The organism is Micromonospora sp. NPDC048909, from assembly GCF_040649635.1.
Taxonomy (GTDB): Bacteria; Actinomycetota; Actinomycetes; order Mycobacteriales; family Micromonosporaceae; genus Micromonospora.
Window position 1 is genome coordinate 1 of the sequence record NZ_JBEZFU010000017.1, and the last position, 16,469, is coordinate 16,469.

The following is a 16,469-nucleotide window of genomic DNA, read 5'->3' on the forward strand; positions in this document are numbered from 1 at the left end:
AGCGCGTCGTCGCGACGGCCGAGCCGTTCCAGGGCCACGCCCCGGTTGTGGTGGGTGATCGGGTTGTCGGGGTCGAGCTGGAGTGCGTGGTCGTACGCGGCGAGTGCGTCGTCGAGACGCCCGAGGTCGGCCAGTGCGGCGCCGCGCGCGGCGTGCCGGTCAGGGTTGTCCGGGTCGAGCTGGAGTGCGTGGTCGTACGCGGCGAGTGCGTCGTCGGGACGCCCGAGGTTGGCCAGTGCGGCGCCGCGCGCGGCGTGCCGGTCAGGGTTGTCCGGGTCGAGCTGGAGTGCGTGGTCGTACGCGGCGAGCGCGTCGTCGCGACGGCCGAGCCGTTCCAGGGCCACGCCGCGGTTGTGGTGGGTAAACGGGTCGTCGGGGCCGAACCGAAGGGCGTGGTCGTAGGCGGTGAGGGCTTCGTCGTGGCGCCCGAGGTTGCCCAGTGTCGCGCCGCGGGCGGCGTGCCGGTCAGGGTTGTCGGGGTCGAGCCGGAACGCATCGTCGTACGCGGCGAGTGCCTCCTCGTACCGTCCGGCTTGCATGAGCGCGAAGGCCCGCGACACGTGAATGTTGGGGAGCTTCGGGTTGAGCCGGATGGCCTGGTCGAACGCGGCGAGCGCACCGTCGCTGTCGCCCGCCTCGCGGCGGGCGATGCCGAGCGTCCGCCAGACGTTGGCGTTGGTCGGGTCGCGGCTTGTGCCGAGCAGCCCGAGCCGCAGACCGGGTGGGGACGCCTTGGCGTTCTTATGGGGCCCGGTGAAGATAAGCAACTGTGCCACTTCGTCCGCCTTGGCGGCCAGACGCCGATCCAGCTCGGTAGGCTCCGCCAAACGTTCCGGGATTTGCAGCATTACCTTGATCAGCGTCGCCGCCTGCGCCGCGATATCGAGGCCGAAGCTCTCTGGGTGGAGCACCCGGAAGGCGTCGAGCCATGTGCGCATGGGCACGTCGTTGACCAGGATGCCTCCGGGATAGGCACAGCACGCCTTCAGGAAGGCGATCGTCCGGCGCAGCTGTGAGCGGTCCGGGGGGTGACGGGCGGCGTCGCCGTGCGCGAACAGGGTGTGCAGCCTTCGAAGGAACGGCGAGGCCGGTGCGAGCACCCGCATGGTGGCGAGGACGCGGCGCTGCTCCTCCGGCAGGAACGGCTCGAACGTCTCGCTTGTGTTCAGCAGGGTCGCGGCAAACGGCGGCCGGAGAACCTGGGCGGCAGGCAGCACGTGGGCGAGCAGCTTCAGTCCCTCCTCGGGGTCCAGCCAGAACGTATGCCAGACCAGCTGGGAGGTGGTACGGCACCAGCCGTCGTCGGCGAGTTGGTCGACCGCGCCGGTGCACGCCAGGTCGGTCAGCCGTTGGCGCAGGAGGTCCACCACCCGGCGGTTGAGGTCCGCGACTCGTCCCCGGCGGACCGGGTCCAGCAGATACAGCCGGATGGCGGCGCGGACGTCTTGGTGCAGGCGCTTGTCACGGCTCTGCACGTAGTCGTGCCGACGGGCGAGCGCCTCGCGGCGGGCGTCGACAGCGGCCCGGTCCACGTTCCACAGCGAGGCGAGGAGCTGCGCGTCGTTGCGGTCGGTGTCGTTACCGATGAGCGCCAAACCGAAGATCAGTTCCAAGTCCTCCCGCAGTTCCGGGCGCTCGGCATGGACGAGGTACCGCGTGGCCAGCCCGGCGATGACCTCCGACACCTCCCCAGCGGGGGACACCTCCGCCAGTGCGATTTCGGCCGGCAGCCGCGCCGTCCGCAGGAGGTCGACGATCAACTGCAGCGCTAGCGGAATGCCGCGGGTCAACCGGGCCACCGCGTCGACGGTCACGCCGCGAGGCAGTTCGTCTCCAAACGCGCCAGCCAGGTACTTCGCGACCGTGCTGTCGTCGAACCTGGACAGCGCGACGATGCGGCGGCGATTCTCCGGGATCGCGCGGTTAATCCGGACTAGCTCACCTTTGATCGGGTCGCTGTCCGCCTCATCCTCCATGCGCATTCCGAAGACCCAGACGATTCGGGAGCCGCTGCGCCGAGCAACCTCGCGCAAGGACTCATGGAGATCACCCAGGATCTCCGCCGTGTCGACGGTGACGACCAGCGGTCCGACGGCGGCGGCGACGCGTCGGACGCCTTTGGCGAAGGCGCGGATGATCGCGCCCAAGGGTTGGGTCATCCGCAGGTACTGCTTGCGGTCGACGGCCGGGACGGAGACCTCGAGCGGGGGTCGGAGGCCCGGCGTCGCCTGATGCTCCGCGGTCGGTTGGAACAAGGCACCGACTTGGGCGAGCACCCCGAGAGCAGCGCCCAGCGGCGACCCGGCGTCGGGTGTTGGTGGGGCCGGGAACGGCGACGCCGGATCCGGCCGGGCGAGGTACTGGGCAATCTCCTGCCGGTATTCCGCGAAGCCTTCTTCGAGCGGGTTCGCACCGTCGGGAAGGTGTGCGAGGCCGTCCTCGACAGCCTCGTACACCGCGTCAAGAATTCGCCACAGCGGCGGTCCGGTCGGTCGGGCGTGATCGTCCGGATACTGGTCGCGTACTCTCTCGCAATCGACCTCGGAGACCTGGAAGCGACCCGAAAACTCCTCGTCGCCGGCTATCGTGCCGGCGGCGATCTCGCGGTACCGGCGGAGGAGTTCGGACTTGCCGATACCGCCGTGGCCGTGCACCAGGACGAAGTAGCCGTGGTCCGGCTGGTCATCGTCGCGCAGGCAGCTGCGTAAGAGTGCGCGGAACCGGTCCTGCTCGTCGGTGCGGGCGAGGAAGGACGTCGTCACTCCGCTTCTCCTCCCTCAGGGCCGGAGTTCCGTTGTCGTGCCAGGTCGGTAGCATTGCGAGACTGTCGGATAGGCGCCGTCGGCGAGATCGACAGATGGACGTTTCGTGTTCTCCCGACTACGACCGTCGCATCGACCGAGCCCAGCCGTCCATCCACTTTTCGGGGGACGGGCGTTCGCGCCGAAAGTGCCTCGTCTCGGAGCGTTGTGCCGGTCTCTGGGCAGATTATGCACGGTTTTTTTGGCCGACCCGCGACCGGCGGTATGTGTTTGGGCGTTGTGGCTTTGCCATCCTGCGGTCGCGCTGCCAGGACAGCAGTCGCCGGCGGAAGCGAGGTCGAGGCGTAAGTCTCGACCGCTGGCATAGCGTAGATGCGCGCTTGTCCGCCGCAGTAGCCGGCTCCAATCTTCGTGACAGGATCTCGGCCTCTTCCTAAAGAAGCAGCTCAATGGATATGATCTTTGGAGATGGTCGCTGTCCACGTGGTTGCCAAGGAGCGTCCGGAAGACGACGCGCTTTGAGAGTTGGCCCACTCGGTGCGGTAGAACGGGCACTCGTGGCCGTCGGGCTCGTGCGGGCTCACAGCCGAGCTTTCAGCACGTCGACCTCGCAGCCTGGCGCGGACGGGTCGAAGCCGTGCTCGGCCAGCCAGCGGATCGCCAGCAGGCTTCGCAACGACCACCATGCGCGGATCACGTCGAGGTCGACGTCGGTGCCGTAGCCGCCGACCACGTCGTCAAGGTGCTCCTCGTGGCCGAGCGTCAAGACGGCGAGGTCGTACAGGGCATCGCCCTGGGCGGCCTCGGACCAGTCGATCACGCCGGTAATCTTGTCATCGTCGACGAACACGTGGGTGATCTGCAGGTCGCCGTGGGTGAACACCGGCGTCCACGGCCGGAGCGCAGCCTCGGCGACCCGGCGGTTGCGCGTGACCAGGTCGGTGGGAAGGACGCCGCTCGTGATGAGCCACTCGCATTCGTCGTCGAGGCGCGATGCCAACTCGTCGAGGCTTCGACCGGGCCATGGCGGCAGCGGCGCGTCGTGCAGCATGCGTGCCGCGGCACCCGCCGCGGCCCAGGCCGCCGGCGACGCGGTCGACGGCTCGCCGAGGCGGCCGAGTGCCGTCCCTGGGAGGGCGGCGAGCGCGAGCACGGGCGGCTTCCGCCACAGGACCTCCGGAGTCGGGATCGGTGCCATCGCCATCGCCTCGACCTCGACGTCGGTGCGCGTCTGATCAGCGTCGATCTTCAGGAACACGTCGCCGAGGCGCAGGGTCGCGCGTTCGTTATGGGCGACGACGACCTCGACCTCCTCCACGTCGGCCATTTTCGCGGGGATGGCCACCGACGTCACGGGATTATCGCGTGCGACTGCGCATGCGCCTGAAGTCGTGGGGGTGTAGCGGAGGGGGCGGCCGGCAGCGTCGGCGCGGGGCGGAGCCGGCGGTCTGGTGAGCAGGTCGCCGACCAGCTTGACCACTTACGGCAAGCGACGACAATCTCACGGTGGCTACGGTTAGTAACAAGGTGTTGTCGGTTCGAATCCAGCCGTCCCGACAAATTGGGAAGCCCAGGCCAGCGGAAACGCGGTCAGGGCTTTGACTTTCTGCTAGTACTCCAACGTCACCTGATCTTGACGCGGTGACCGGGGCGTTCCGTCGGGCCATGCATGGGCGGAGGTCCGCAACGCGGTCGATGCAGTACCGCACCGACCGCGTCACGCCGCCCTTCCAGGCCCGCACCTGCGAAACTCGGTCTTCGATCTCAGTCGGCGGCGGGGTCTAACCACCGCGGTAGGTGTTTGAGCAGGTCCAGCTGGTCGTCGCCGACCCAGGCCACGTGGCCGTCCGGGCGCAGCAGCACGGCCGGGATATCCAACTCCTCGCTGACGTCGACGACATGGTCGACCCGACCCGTCCACCCAGCCACCGACAACTGCCCGGTCTGGTCGAGCAGCAGCCCGCGGCCGGAGTGCATCAGCTCGTAGAGGCGCCCGCGCTTGAGCCGCACGTCCCGCAGCCGTCGGCCGAGCAGGTCGTGGCCGTCACCGAAGTCGTAGCGAACCCCGATCGCTGTGACCATCGAAAGTAGGTGGCGGTTCACCTCCTCGAAGTCCATCAGCTCCGTCAGCAGGCGGCGCACCGCCTGGGGTCCCGGCTCGGTGGACATAAGCTGGATCTGGGCGCGGGGGTTGTCCAGCACGGCGGCGGCCACCGGGTGTCGTTCGGTGTGGTAGCTGTCCAGCAGCCCCTCCGGCGCCCAGCCGTCGACCTCGGCGGCCAGTTTCCAGCCGAGGTTGAACGCGTCCTGGACGCCGAGGTTGAGGCCCTGCCCACCGGTCGGCGGGTGGATGTGCGCCGCGTCGCCTGCCAGCAGCACCCGGCCTACCCGGTAGTGCTCGGCGAGCCGGGTGGCGTCACCGAACCGGGACAACCAGCGCGGTGAGCGCACGCCGAAGTCGGTGCCGGCCAACGCCCGCAGCCGCTGCCTGACGTCGTCGAGGGTTGGCGCAACCGTACGGTCGTCGACCACCCCCTCGGCGGGCACGACAACGCGGTACACCCCTTCGCCGAAGGGCGTGACGCCGAACCGCGTGTGGGTCTTGCGGACGTCGGCCACCACGGCGGCCACCGTCTCCGCCGGCACGGCCACCTCCATGTGGCCCGGCAGCGTCTCGACCCGCGCGGGTTCGCCGGGGAAGCCGACCCCGAGCAGCTTGCGTACCGTGCTGCGGCCGCCGTCGCAACCAACCAGGTAGCGCGAGCGCAGCCGCGTGCCGTCGGCCAGCTCGGCGGCCAGGCCGCGTTCGTCCTGGCTGAGCCCGACAAGTTCGCACCCGCGCCGGATCTCGGCGCCGAGCTCGCCGGCGCGCTCAGCGAGCAGACGATCGATCGTGGTTTGTGGAATGCCGAGGATGTACGCGTGTGCGGTGTCCGGCAGATCGGGCGACGGCTTGGCAATGCCGGCGAACAGGCCACCGACCGGGTACTGCCGGCCGTGCGCGAGGAATCGCTCCAGCAGGCCGCGCTGGTCCATCACCTCAATGCTGCGCAGTGCAGACCGAGCGCGCGAACCTGCCGGGTCGGCTCCGCCTCCTGCTCCACCACGACCACGCGTACGCCGTGCAGCCGTAATTCGTTGGCCAGCATCAAGCCGGTCGGGCCGCCGCCTGCAACGATCACGTCGAACATGAACCGTCCAATCGGTAAGCGTTCTCATGCCGCGTGGCGGTCAGGCCGGCGCGGTGTCCGGGGCCGGGACGGCCTTCTCGGCGGCGCGGCTCACCGTTTCCCAGCCGGCCCAGGTGTCCATGCGTCGCCTCGAGATGTCGAAGGCCAGGTCGTAGACCATGCTGCCCAGCAGCAGCCGCAGTGGCGGCTCGTCGCTGGCGACCAGCGTCATCAGCGCGTCGGCCGCCAGCCGGGGTTCGCTGTCGATCGACCCCTCCGCCCACTGCTCGGCCAACTTCGCGCGCAGCGCGTCGTACGCCGGGTTCGGCGCGGTTGCCCGGCTGCTGGTGTAGAGGTCGGTCCAGTAGCCACCCGGCTGGACGATGGTGACCTTGACACCGAACCCGGCGGCCTCGGCGGCCAGTGCCTCGCTCAGGCCTTCGAGCGCGAACTTGCTCGCGCTGTACAGCCCGGTGCTGGGGAAACCACCCAGCGCGCCGATGCTGGAGATCTGCACGATGTGCCCACTGCCCTGTTCCCTCAGCCGGGGCAGGACGGCCTGGCTGACCCACAGCGCGCCGAAGAAGTTGAGCTCGAGTTGAGCGCGGGCCTCGGCCTCGGCGAACTCCTCAACCATCCCGGTGAACAACGCCCCGGCGTTGTTCACGACGACGTCGAGCCGGCCGAAGTGCGCGACGGCCCGGTCGACCACGTCGAAGACCGCCGAACGGTCCGTGACGTCGAGCCGCAGTGTGAACAGTCGACCCGGGTGTTCGGTGCAGAGGTCGTCCAGTGGTGACGTGTCGCGGGCCGCCCCGACCACCCGGTCGCCGGCGGCGAGCGCGGCCTCGGTGAAGGCGCGGCCGAGGCCACGACTGGCCCCGGTGATGAACCAGACCCGCGAATCCGTGCTGCCTGCCATTTCCACGAGTTCCCTTCACGCATCGTGACTGAGTCTTCTCGCTGCCGTTCGCTCGCCGAACTACGCAGCAACTCCCGGCGCGCCCACCGCGGCCATCACTCCGATACCTCTTGGATGGCCTTCGATGGCGACACGCTACGTATCGCGCAGCCAAGGTGGCAACACGGCACGTGTCGTTTCCTGGTACGGTGGATACCGTGCCCACATCGCCGAACCCGCTGCGCCGCAACGAGGCCAGTCGCCGGGCAATCCTGGACGCGTCGCTGCAGCTGTGCGCCGAGCTTGGCTACGGACGGCTCACGATCGAGGCCATTGCCGCCCGCGCCGGCGTCAGCAAGAAGACGATCTACCGGTGGTGGCCTTCCAGGGGAGCCGTCGTCCTGGAGGCCGTCAACGGCGTGGCGACCACGGTCGCTGACCACCCCTACACCGGCGACCTCGCCGTTGACCTACGCACCCAGCTCACAGCAGTCATCGCTCTACTCACGCCCTCGAACACGTCCGCCGTCGTCGGCCTCATTGCCGAAGCCCTGCACGACGACGAGCTGGCACAGGATCTACGAGAGCGGCTGATCCGGCCACGCATCAGCGCATTCCACAAGCGCATGCACCAAGCTCAGCTCGACGGGCAGCTCGCCGCCGACGCCGATCTGGACGTGGCCGTCGACCTGGTCTACGGGCCCCTCTATCACCGGCTCGTCTTTCATCTCGGCATGCCCGACCAGGAACAGCTGCACACGCTCGTGGCACACGCCCTCCGCGCACTCGGTCAACCCGCGCACGGCTTCGAAACCAAGGCGCCACCGACGACCTGATCTGCGACCAGAGCGTGAAATTCAAGCCTGGCAGTGACCTCCACGGCCGCCGAACCTGTTCATCGCAGACCTGTACCTGCCGGGGCTTGTCGCGTAACTGATGCCGCGTCAAGCCTTCTGAGTCCTGGTCGGGAAGAACCGGGGCCTGTCGGACTGTCGGCATTCTCTGAGCCCGCCCGCACTACCTGGGAGAAGTCATGACAAGTAGGTTCACTGAGTTGGTCGTTGACTGCCACGATCCGGAGAGGCTCGCGGCCTTCTGGTGTGAAGTCCTGGACTTCCAGGTGATCGACCGAAGCGAGGGCAAGGTCGAGATCGGCTCCTGGGTGCCGACAGTCGAGGACGTTCGGGCCCGCCAGATGGCGCCCACCCTGCTGTTCATTCAGGTGCCCGAGGGCAAGACCGTGAAGAACCGGCTTCACCTCGACGTCAGCCCGATCGACGGCAGCACCGAGGACGAGGTGACCAGATTGCTCGGCCTCGGCGCCACCAGGACGGATGTGGGCCAGGGATCAGACCGAAACTGGGTGGTCATGGCAGACCCGGAGGGCAACGAGTTCGACGTCCTACGCACCCTGGCGCCGCAGGACTAGGCCGCCGATCTGCGGCTGGTCAGGGCAGGCGTGCTGCTGCGGCGGCACGGACGTCGGCAGCTTCGATCGGATCGTCACGCAGGTGGCGCAGGCGTTCACGGGATCGATCGCTCAAGGGTCACCTGTCGAGCGGCCAGCAGGCGCACCGCCGATTCACAGTCCCACAGCCCTTCGGACAGACAGCCGGAGGCTCCGTCGGGGTCCAAAGCCATCCGCGCCCTCAGGTAGCCGGCCCTCTCGTACGAGTGCGGGCTGAACCACAGCCGGCGCAACCGAGGTAGCTCTTCCGTTGCCCGTGGGCCGCCGATCCGGGCCAGCCCTTTCACCAGCTCGTCGTACCCGCACAGGTCGTTGGGGCGGCTGTCCAGCCAGTCGAGTCCGGCGACGAGCGCTGGCACGTCGGCCTGCCCGCCGTGTGCCGCCAACAGTCGCAACCCGGTCCAGAACAACGGGTGCGGTGGTGTGGTCACCCATGTCCTCGCCGCCGCCAGGGCGAGTGTGCCGAGCTGTCCCATCGCGGCGGCGAGAGTCGAGCCGGTCGGCGACGGCCGGGTACAGGTCGTCCCACCAGCGGATCGGCCAGGATCGGGCCACGGTTTCCAGGGCTTCGAGCCATCGCTCACCGCTTCTGATGTAGCGGCGCACCTCCGCCACCACCTCGCCGCTCCCGGCCCGGCCGAGAACCTCCAGCACCCCCAGCGTGTTGCTGAACTCGTTGTCGTCGTCCGATTCCTCGGCGGCGGCTGCCCACAGGCGCCCCGCGATCGGCTGAACCGGCAGCCGCAGGTCACGCACCAGTCTGGCCAGGTAGACCTCCCGCTCGTCCACCTGCCAGGACCAGCGGTAGTCCCGGCGCAGGCAGTCGATGATCAGGTCGGGGGCGGCGGGATCGGACATGACGCGGTGCGCGCCGCGGCCGAGGCCGCGCTGCAGCGACCCCGGCAGGGTACGTGGGCTCGCGTAATACCAGTCGGGGTCGGAGTCTTCGGTGTCACCACTCATCGGCAGGCAGTCTGCCCCGACCGACCACGACAGTGCCTTCGGTTTCTTGTACCCCGCGAGCCCACACTTCGGCACAGCAATTAATGAGACTTATCAATATTGACGTACGTCATTAGTGGCGACAGGATCTCGGCACCACCACCGTGACTCCCCTGGGAGGCGCCATGACCCGTCCCCGCCTGCCGCTCCTGCGGGCAGCCACCCGGTTGGCCGCACTCGCTGCGGCCACCGCCGGCGTGCTGCTGACCGTCGCGACACCTGCCAGCGCCGCCGTGCCCGCCGGGCGCTACGTCGCGTTGGGCGACTCGTACACCGCCGGTCCGCTGATCCCCACCCAGGTCGACCTGAACTGCCTGCGGTCCAACCGCAACTTCCCTTCGCTGACGGCCGCGTCCGCCGGCTCGTCGTCCTTCGCCGACGTGAGCTGCTCCGGCGCCACCACCGACGACATCCTCTACGGTGGCAGCGGCCAGTTGGGTATCACCGTGCCACCACAGCTCAGCGCGGTCACGTCGAACACGGCGCTGGTGACGGTGCAGATCGGCGGCAACGACATCGGCTTCTCCGGCATCATCAGCGACTGCGCGGAGGCGAGTCTCAGCAGCCCGCTCGGATCGCCGTGCAAGGACCGGTACACCGCCGGAGGCACCGACCAACTGCAGGCCAGGATCGCCGCCGCCGCGCCGAAGGTGACCGCCGTGCTGCAGGCCGTACGCCAAGCCGCGCCGGGCGCGCGGGTCGCGGTGCTCGGGTACCCGGCGATCCTGCCGGACACCGGATACGGCTGCTGGCCAGTGGTCCCGATCGCCTACCAGGACGTGCCGTACCTGCGCGGAATCGAAAAGTCGCTCAACGCGATGCTGGCCAGCACCGCGACCGCGAACGGCGCGATCTACGCGGACGTCTACACCCCGTCGATCGGGCGCGACGCGTGCAAGAGCAGCAGCACCCGGTGGGTCGAGGGGCTGGTGCCACAGAACTCGGCTGCCCCGTTCCACCCGAACGCCCGGGGCGAGCAGGGCATGGCCAACGCCCTTCTCGCGAGGCTGAACAGCTGATCGGGCGGGGCGAATGGTTGAGCCGGGCCCCGCCGCACAGCGTCGGGACCCGGCTTGGCGTCACAGCTCGGCGATGGTTTCAGCGGTAGTGGGCGGTGCGCCAACAGCCTCGACGGGGATGCGGGCGGCGGGCTGGGTGGTCAGGTGCGCGGCGCATACACGATCGAGGCGGAACCAACGGATCCCTTGACGAGTGCGGCAGTGCCCGACGAGGTACCAGTGTCCCTGGGTCCGGGCCAGGAGCACGGGGTCGAGGTGGCGAGTGGTGTGCGTGCCGTGCCGGTCGCGGTAGTGCACGACGAGCACGCGTTGTTCGTGAAGTGCCTGCTCGATCGCACGTCGGGTCCGAGCATCGCCGGGCGCGTCGGTGTGGTCGATCCAAACGCGTTCGTTCAACGCGGTCGCGTGTTCTCGTGCGCGGGTGTCCATCACACCGAGGACCTTGACGAGGGCGGCGCGGGCGTGGCTGTCGAAGGGTTGTCCGCGGTGGGCGGCCACGGCGGCGGCGAGGCCGGAGACCTCGGCGTCGGTGAAGTTCACCGGCGGGAGCGTCGCGGCCGCGTCGACGACATAACCGCCACCGGGACCGGGTCGCGCCCAGACCGGGAAGCCGCTGTGTTGCAGGGCCGAGATGTCGCGTTTGATCGTGCGGACGCTGACTTCGAAGACCTCGGCGAGCCGTTCCGCGGTGCGCCCGGCGGGCCCCGCCCGTCGCAGTTCCTCACGAAGGGCGTAGAGACGATCGGTGCGGCTCACTTCTAAATAGTGACATGCCGGTGACATCCGGCTGAGTGACGATGCTGTCATGAGCACCTCACACGATCCGATCCTGTTTCTCAGCGGCGCCGGACTTCCTGACTGGATCTGGGACGACGTCCGCCGCAGTCTCGGCGAGGAGCGGGAGACCCGGGTCGCTTCCCGACCTGAGAACGGCCAGGCGCGACTCCGTGACTACGCCCAGGCAGCCATCGACTCCGCGCCAACGGGCAGATTCGTGATCGTCGCGCACTCGGCCGGCGGCGTGATCGGCTCCGAAGTCCTCCGACTCGTACCCGAGCGTGTCAGCGCCTTCCTGGCGATCAGTGCCGTGATCCCGCGGCCGGGAGGATCGTTCATCTCGGCGATGCCGGTGCCGAACCGATGGGTGCTCAGCGCCGTCATGCGCTTCGCCGGGACCCGGCCACCGGACTCGGCGATCAGACGCGGCCTCGCCCACGGCCTGGACGAGCAGGTCGCCGACAACCTCATCGCCGACTTCACCCCCGAGTCACCTGGCCTCTATCGAGACGGGACCGCCCACCGGGAGTGGAACGGGTGGCGCGGTTACCTGCACACCAGCGGCGATCGTGAGTTGCCGATCGCTCTGCAGAGACGATGCGCCCAGCGCCTCGGCGCCGCCTGGCAGAACGAGCTGGATGCCGGGCACCTGCCGATGCTCGAAGACCACCACGCCGTGGCGGCTTCCATCACGCGATTCATCGATTCACGCCGTGACACCGATTGACCTAAGCGCAGGAATCCTCGGTGAGAAGCGACCCTGCACAGCAGTCGCATCGGCCGGCCGGGTGTCAGCGGCCGGTGGCGTACACGGGTGCTGCCGTGGCGGCTCGTCGGCTAAGTTGATCAACGTAGGTGGTTCGGCTAACGTGCGCCCGTCGATGCCTCCCCCTCCTCGGCGCCGTCGTCGCCTGCGGCAGGCGGCAGGAGCGACAAGGAGCTCTGCGAGTCCGCGAAGAAGGTCGGAGATGACCAGAAGGCGGCGCTCATCGTGGCGATGCAGTCCGGCGAACCGTCGCCGGCGGATTTCAAGAAGATCCTGACCGAGATGGGCGAACAGATGGCGACGTTCGCGTCCGCCGGGGGCGACAGCGGGGTGGCCACCGCCATGTCGCGGTTCGGTGCGCAGGCATCAAAGGCGGCAGCCGCCGCGGACCCGGTAGGCGCCGCCGACAACCCCGCCTTCGAGAAGGCCGGGGCGGACATCACCGCGGCCTGCAGGGCCGCCGGAGTCAGCGTCAACTTCTGAGCGCGCCGCCCGCAGCGGCCGATTCGCCTCCCTCGCCGCTGTCGCCGGGAATCACGTCTTGTCTCCAGTGCCAGCGGCGAGGGTAGTGCGAACCAGGCGATGCCTTGATGGATCTCGGTGGCCGTGGGCCCCGCCGAAATACGCGGACTCGCCCGCTTCGCCATGCCGAATGACAGAGTGGGCGTCGTGACGACGAACGAGCCCGCGGCGACCGACCCGGAGTACGCCGCTGCGCTGGACACGGCTGAGCGCCTGCTGGGCTTCCGGTTGGAGCGCTTTCTCGGTGCCAGCCCCGGTGAACCGGCCAACGGCGCGGACTTCAAGCGGATCGCGACGGTGCACGCCTTCGGCGACGCCTGGCCCCGCACCGAGCACCTGGATACCCGGTCCCGGGCGCTGGTGTCCGTGACCATCGCGGCGACCCTCGGCGTCCTGGAGCCGCTGCGCGGTCAGCTCCGCATCGCGCTCAAGGCCGGTGTCACCAAGGAAGAGATCGTCGAGGCCTTCGTGCAGATCGCGGTCTACGCCGGCGTGGCGCGCGCGTTCGACGGCTACCAGGTCGCGACCCAGGTCTTCGCGGAGGGATGACTGGTCAGCCTGCCCGCACGGCGATCCGTGTGCACGACGCGCGGCGGCCACGGCCTTCGACGGCACCCAGGCCGTACCCGAGCTAGGGCTGGCGGCGGGCGTAGAGGACGGCCCCGGGAACTCTCTCGTCCAGGTCGATCAGCAGTTGGGCCTCGACGGTGAATCCGGCGTCGAGGAGCCAGGTTGTCACCTGGTCGGGCTGACGGCGGTGGACGTGGACCTTCATCGGGTGGCCGCCGTAGCCCTGGGTCTTCAGCCGCGACTGTTCGCCGACGTGGAAGCCGAGCAGCAGCAGCCCACCGGGACGCAACGCCCGCCGGAACTGGCCGAACACCGTGCCGACCGCGTCGTCGGGGACGTGGATCAGCGACCACCAGGCGAGCAGGCCGGCGACCGAGGCGTCGGCGAGGTCCAGGTCCGTCATCGAGCCCACCTCGAACCGCAGGCCGGGGTGGTCGCGCCGGGCCACGTCGACCATCGCGGGGGAGAGGTCGATGCCGAAGGCGTCGACGCCCAGCTCGCGCAGGTGGGCGGTGACGTGTCCCGGTCCGCAGCCCACGTCCGCAACCGGCCCGCCGCCGGCGTCGCGCAGTAGGTCGGCGAACATCGCCAGGCTCCCGCGTAGATAAGGCTCGGCGGCGAGAGCGTCGCGCACCTGGTCGGCGTAGCTGACCGCGACATTGTCGTAGGAGGCCCGGGTGTCCGCCAACCAAGCTTGATCGCCCATCCCGGAGAGGGTAGCGACCCAACGGGGCGTCAGGGGGTCGCCGCCGCTGCCAGGGCGAGCGGAACAGTCGCGCCCGGGCCAGCCCGGTCGGGCGGCTATCGTCACCGAGTGCCCGAACTGATCGCGCCCACCGTCAGCCTGCACACCGCCTGGCTCGAGGCCCGCGACGACTGGGGTCCCGGCGTCCACGAGGACGGGTTCGGGCTGCGGCCGTCCGACGAGGTGGACTCGCCGGCCGGGTTCGCGGCCTGGGTGGCCCGGCTGACCGCGCAGTCGGACCCGGCGACGCCGCTGGAGGCGGGCCGGGCGCACTGCACGTACCGATGGATCGTGGAGGACGGCCAGGTGCTCGGCGGGATCGCGCTGCGGCACGAGCTCGCCAACGACTTCCTGCAGCGGATCGCCGGCCACATCGGCTACGGCATCCGGCCGTCGGCCCGGCGGCGCGGACTGGCCAGCTGGGCGCTGGGGCGGATGCTCGAGGAGGCGCGGGGGCTCGGCCTGGAGCGTGTGCTGATCTGCTGCGCGACCGACAACGTCGCCTCGGCGAAGACGATCGAGCGCCACGGGGGTGTCCTCGAGGATGTCCGGGACACCGAGCTCGGCGCCGTGCGGCGCTACTGGGTGAAGCTCTGACCCACGCGCCGACGAGACCCGGAGAAGGGCTTCCTGGCAGAGACAACCGAGGCCGGCCAACGGGCTACATGAAGTTGCGGGTGTGCAGGGCCGAGAGCGCGGCTGCCTCGTCGCTCCGAAAGCCCAGCCGGACGAGCCGGCGTTGGCGACCCTGGTCCATCGCGTTCTGCAGCTCCTGCACCCGGTCGTAGCCGGCAGCCACGTCGTCGGGGTTCCAGCCGCCGGCCGCGAGCACCACGAGAGCGTCGAAGACGTCCGCGTTGAGGCCCGCGGTGTCCACCAGCGCGTCGTGGCGGCGGTGGATGGCCGCACGCAACCGGTCACGCAGCGAAGGGTCCACGGCGGCCTGATGTTCGAGGTGCGCCATGCCGAACACCACGTGACGGCGCTCGTCCTGCATCGCCAGCCGGCAGATCCGGCGGGTCACCGAGATTATCTGCTATGGAGGCCGGCGCGCGAGAGCGTCGGTTGGTCGTCATTCCGCGCGAGGCGTGGGCCCCGGCGTCGTCGGGCGGGGCGCGGGCCGCCTCGGGTGGGGTGCAGCGCGCTCGACGATCTGCTCAACGACGGGCGGTGGCGTCCTGACGGTGCGCCCGGCCGTGCCCGTCGTCGCGGTCGATCCGCAGTTCCCGCTCCAGTTCGGCGATGACCGCCCGCAGGTCGTCGAGGCGCTGGGTCAGCGCGATGCGGTCCACCTCGTCCGGTACGCCGTCACCGTCCTCGTCGTACCCGGGGGCGAGCCGCTCGGTCATCTCCAACCGGCGCGCCTCCTCCATCGAGTTGACGATGACCGCGATGAGGATGTTGAGCAGCAGGTTTACGGTGATCACGACGTAGCTGACGTAGTAGAGCAGGGTCCACGGCGAGATCGCCATGCCCTGCTCGATCAGGTCCGGCAGCGTCTCCAGGGACAGCAGCACGAACAGCGTCAGCAGGGACCGGCCGATGTCGCCGTACTGCTCCGGATAGGTGCTGCCGAAGATGAGCCAGCCGGCCATGCCGTACACGTAGAGGGTCACCACGGCCAGGGCGAGGAAACCGCCGACGCCCGGCAGGCTGCGCCACAGTGCGGAGACGATGGTGCGCAGCCCCGGAGAGAACCGCACCAACCTGACCATCCGGGCCACCCGCACCACGCGCAGCAGGGCCGGGTCGCCGTGCAGGCCCGGTATGAAGATCGCCGTGATCACCGCGAAGTCGAAGACGTTCCAGCCGTGCCGGAAGAAGTCCTGCGGTCGACGCCCGTAGGCCACCAGCCGGATGGCGATCTCGACGACGAAGACAGCGCGGAAGAACAGCTCCAGCCCGTGCAGCGCCGCGCCCGCCGCCACCAGGTCCGGATAGGTTTCCAGGCCGAGGACCACCCCGTTGGCGAGGATGACGACGACGATGCCGATCTCGAAGGGACGGGACCGGGCGAGTCGATCGCAGGCGGCGGCCAGCCCCGGGCGGCGGACGGGCGCAGCCGGCTTGCCCCGCTGGGCAGGCGCGGACGGTCCACTCACCGGGCCGCCAGTCCCGTCGTACGCGTCGGTGCCGCCGTCCCGGCCCGCCTCTGGCCGGCGTCGTCGCGGTGCGGGCGGCGTACGGGCATGCCGACAGACTAGCCAAGGTCGTTGCCGAGTCGAGGCGCCAGCGGAGGCCGCGCCAGGGTGAGCGGGCTACCCGCCTAGGGTGAACGGCGTGCCGCGCATCGAGCTGACCACGACGGTGAGGGCGGCGCCGCAGGCCGCGTTCGACGCTTGTTTGGACGTCGGTCTGCACACCGAGTCGATGGGCGCCAGTGTCGAGCGTGCGATCGGCGGCGTCACGAGCGGCCGGCTGACGGCGGGCGATGTCGTTACCTGGGAAGCGCGGCACTTCGGCATCCCTTGGCGCATGACAGTTCGGATCACCGACTGTCAGCGGCCGGACCGCTTCACCGACGAGCAGGTCCGCGGCCCGTTCCGGCGATGGCACCACCAGCACGTCTTCACACCGGACCCGGTCGACCCCTCGATCACCCTCATGCGGGACGTCATCGAGTTCAGCGCTCCGATGGGGCCCGTCGGCGCCATCGTGGCCAGCCTTGTCCTGCGGCCGTATCTGCGCCGACTCATCGCGCGGCGCAACGCGTTCCTCGCCGGTCACGTCGGGGCGGGACGTGGCCGCCCCGGGTGACCGGCGTCAG

The 16,469-nt window shown here is 69.6% G+C and carries 16 protein-coding genes and 1 pseudogene; 8 read left to right on the forward strand and 9 right to left on the reverse strand.

Features of this window, described 5'->3' with window-relative positions:
• From AB0C04_RS29805 to AB0C04_RS29820, 4 genes and pseudogenes are all read right to left on the reverse strand, one after another.
• The coding region (locus AB0C04_RS29805; RefSeq protein WP_357061085.1) for a tetratricopeptide repeat protein at positions 1-2,762 on the reverse strand (2,762 nt) is incomplete at its 3' end.
• Positions 2,763-3,342: 580 nt separating this feature from the next.
• A complete protein-coding gene (locus AB0C04_RS29810; RefSeq protein WP_357061088.1) occupies positions 3,343-4,107 on the reverse strand; it encodes a phosphotransferase in 765 nt (254 codons plus the stop codon).
• A 419-nt stretch (positions 4,108-4,526) separates the two neighbouring features.
• A pseudogene (gene rox, locus AB0C04_RS29815) lies at positions 4,527-5,953 on the reverse strand (rifampin monooxygenase).
• 40 nt (positions 5,954-5,993) lie between these two features.
• Positions 5,994-6,854, reverse strand: coding sequence for an SDR family NAD(P)-dependent oxidoreductase (locus AB0C04_RS29820; RefSeq protein WP_357061091.1), 861 nt, complete (start codon positions 6,852-6,854; stop codon positions 5,994-5,996).
• Between the two features lie 197 nt (positions 6,855-7,051).
• Between AB0C04_RS29820 and AB0C04_RS29825 the strand changes: the two genes are divergently transcribed.
• Both AB0C04_RS29825 and AB0C04_RS29830 read left to right on the forward strand, forming a co-directional pair.
• The gene (locus AB0C04_RS29825) at positions 7,052-7,669 is read left to right on the forward strand and encodes a TetR/AcrR family transcriptional regulator (RefSeq protein ID WP_357061093.1); all 618 of its coding nucleotides are present in this window, start codon (positions 7,052-7,054) and stop codon (positions 7,667-7,669) included.
• A 197-nt stretch (positions 7,670-7,866) separates the two neighbouring features.
• Positions 7,867-8,262, forward strand: a complete 396-nt coding sequence (locus AB0C04_RS29830) for a VOC family protein (RefSeq protein WP_357061096.1) — start codon at positions 7,867-7,869, stop codon at positions 8,260-8,262.
• Positions 8,263-8,357: 95 nt separating this feature from the next.
• Here AB0C04_RS29830 and AB0C04_RS29835 read toward each other — a convergent pair whose 3' ends face one another.
• Entirely contained in the window at positions 8,358-8,777 is a 420-nt protein-coding gene (locus AB0C04_RS29835) for a hypothetical protein (RefSeq protein WP_357061099.1), read from the reverse strand.
• A 651-nt stretch (positions 8,778-9,428) separates the two neighbouring features.
• Between AB0C04_RS29835 and AB0C04_RS29840 the strand changes: the two genes are divergently transcribed.
• A complete protein-coding gene (locus AB0C04_RS29840; protein WP_357061102.1) occupies positions 9,429-10,322 on the forward strand; it encodes an SGNH/GDSL hydrolase family protein in 894 nt (297 codons plus the stop codon).
• 60 nt (positions 10,323-10,382) lie between these two features.
• On the opposite strand, the gene AB0C04_RS29845 is transcribed toward AB0C04_RS29840, so the two are convergent.
• A complete protein-coding gene (locus AB0C04_RS29845) occupies positions 10,383-11,078 on the reverse strand; it encodes a YafY family protein (RefSeq protein WP_357061105.1) in 696 nt (231 codons plus the stop codon).
• A gap of 49 nt (positions 11,079-11,127) precedes the next feature.
• Here AB0C04_RS29845 and AB0C04_RS29850 point away from each other — a divergent pair, with 49 nt between their 5' ends.
• From AB0C04_RS29850 to AB0C04_RS29860, 3 genes are all read left to right on the forward strand, one after another.
• The gene (locus AB0C04_RS29850; RefSeq protein ID WP_357061107.1) at positions 11,128-11,826 is read left to right on the forward strand and encodes an alpha/beta hydrolase; all 699 of its coding nucleotides are present in this window, start codon (positions 11,128-11,130) and stop codon (positions 11,824-11,826) included.
• Between the two features lie 264 nt (positions 11,827-12,090).
• The gene (locus AB0C04_RS29855; RefSeq protein ID WP_357061109.1) at positions 12,091-12,348 is read left to right on the forward strand and encodes a hypothetical protein; all 258 of its coding nucleotides are present in this window, start codon (positions 12,091-12,093) and stop codon (positions 12,346-12,348) included.
• Between the two features lie 186 nt (positions 12,349-12,534).
• On the forward strand, positions 12,535-12,936 hold the full coding sequence (locus AB0C04_RS29860) for a carboxymuconolactone decarboxylase family protein (RefSeq protein WP_357061112.1): 402 nt from the start codon (positions 12,535-12,537) through the stop codon (positions 12,934-12,936).
• 82 nt (positions 12,937-13,018) lie between these two features.
• Here AB0C04_RS29860 and AB0C04_RS29865 read toward each other — a convergent pair whose 3' ends face one another.
• Positions 13,019-13,663, reverse strand: coding sequence for a class I SAM-dependent methyltransferase (locus tag AB0C04_RS29865; protein ID WP_357061115.1), 645 nt, complete (start codon positions 13,661-13,663; stop codon positions 13,019-13,021).
• Between the two features lie 108 nt (positions 13,664-13,771).
• On the opposite strand from AB0C04_RS29865, the gene AB0C04_RS29870 reads away from it, so the two are divergent.
• Positions 13,772-14,299 (forward strand): GNAT family N-acetyltransferase, encoded by a 528-nt coding sequence (locus tag AB0C04_RS29870; protein WP_357061117.1) that lies wholly within the window; start codon positions 13,772-13,774, stop codon positions 14,297-14,299.
• 64 nt (positions 14,300-14,363) lie between these two features.
• On the opposite strand, the gene AB0C04_RS29875 is transcribed toward AB0C04_RS29870, so the two are convergent.
• Positions 14,364-14,726, reverse strand: a complete 363-nt coding sequence (locus AB0C04_RS29875) for a hypothetical protein (RefSeq protein ID WP_357061120.1) — start codon at positions 14,724-14,726, stop codon at positions 14,364-14,366.
• Positions 14,727-14,859: 133 nt separating this feature from the next.
• Positions 14,860-15,804 (reverse strand): ion transporter, encoded by a 945-nt coding sequence (locus AB0C04_RS29880; RefSeq protein ID WP_357061123.1) that lies wholly within the window; start codon positions 15,802-15,804, stop codon positions 14,860-14,862.
• A gap of 178 nt (positions 15,805-15,982) precedes the next feature.
• Here AB0C04_RS29880 and AB0C04_RS29885 point away from each other — a divergent pair, with 178 nt between their 5' ends.
• A complete protein-coding gene (locus AB0C04_RS29885) occupies positions 15,983-16,459 on the forward strand; it encodes an SRPBCC family protein (protein WP_357061125.1) in 477 nt (158 codons plus the stop codon).
• Positions 16,460-16,469 lie beyond the last annotated feature (10 nt).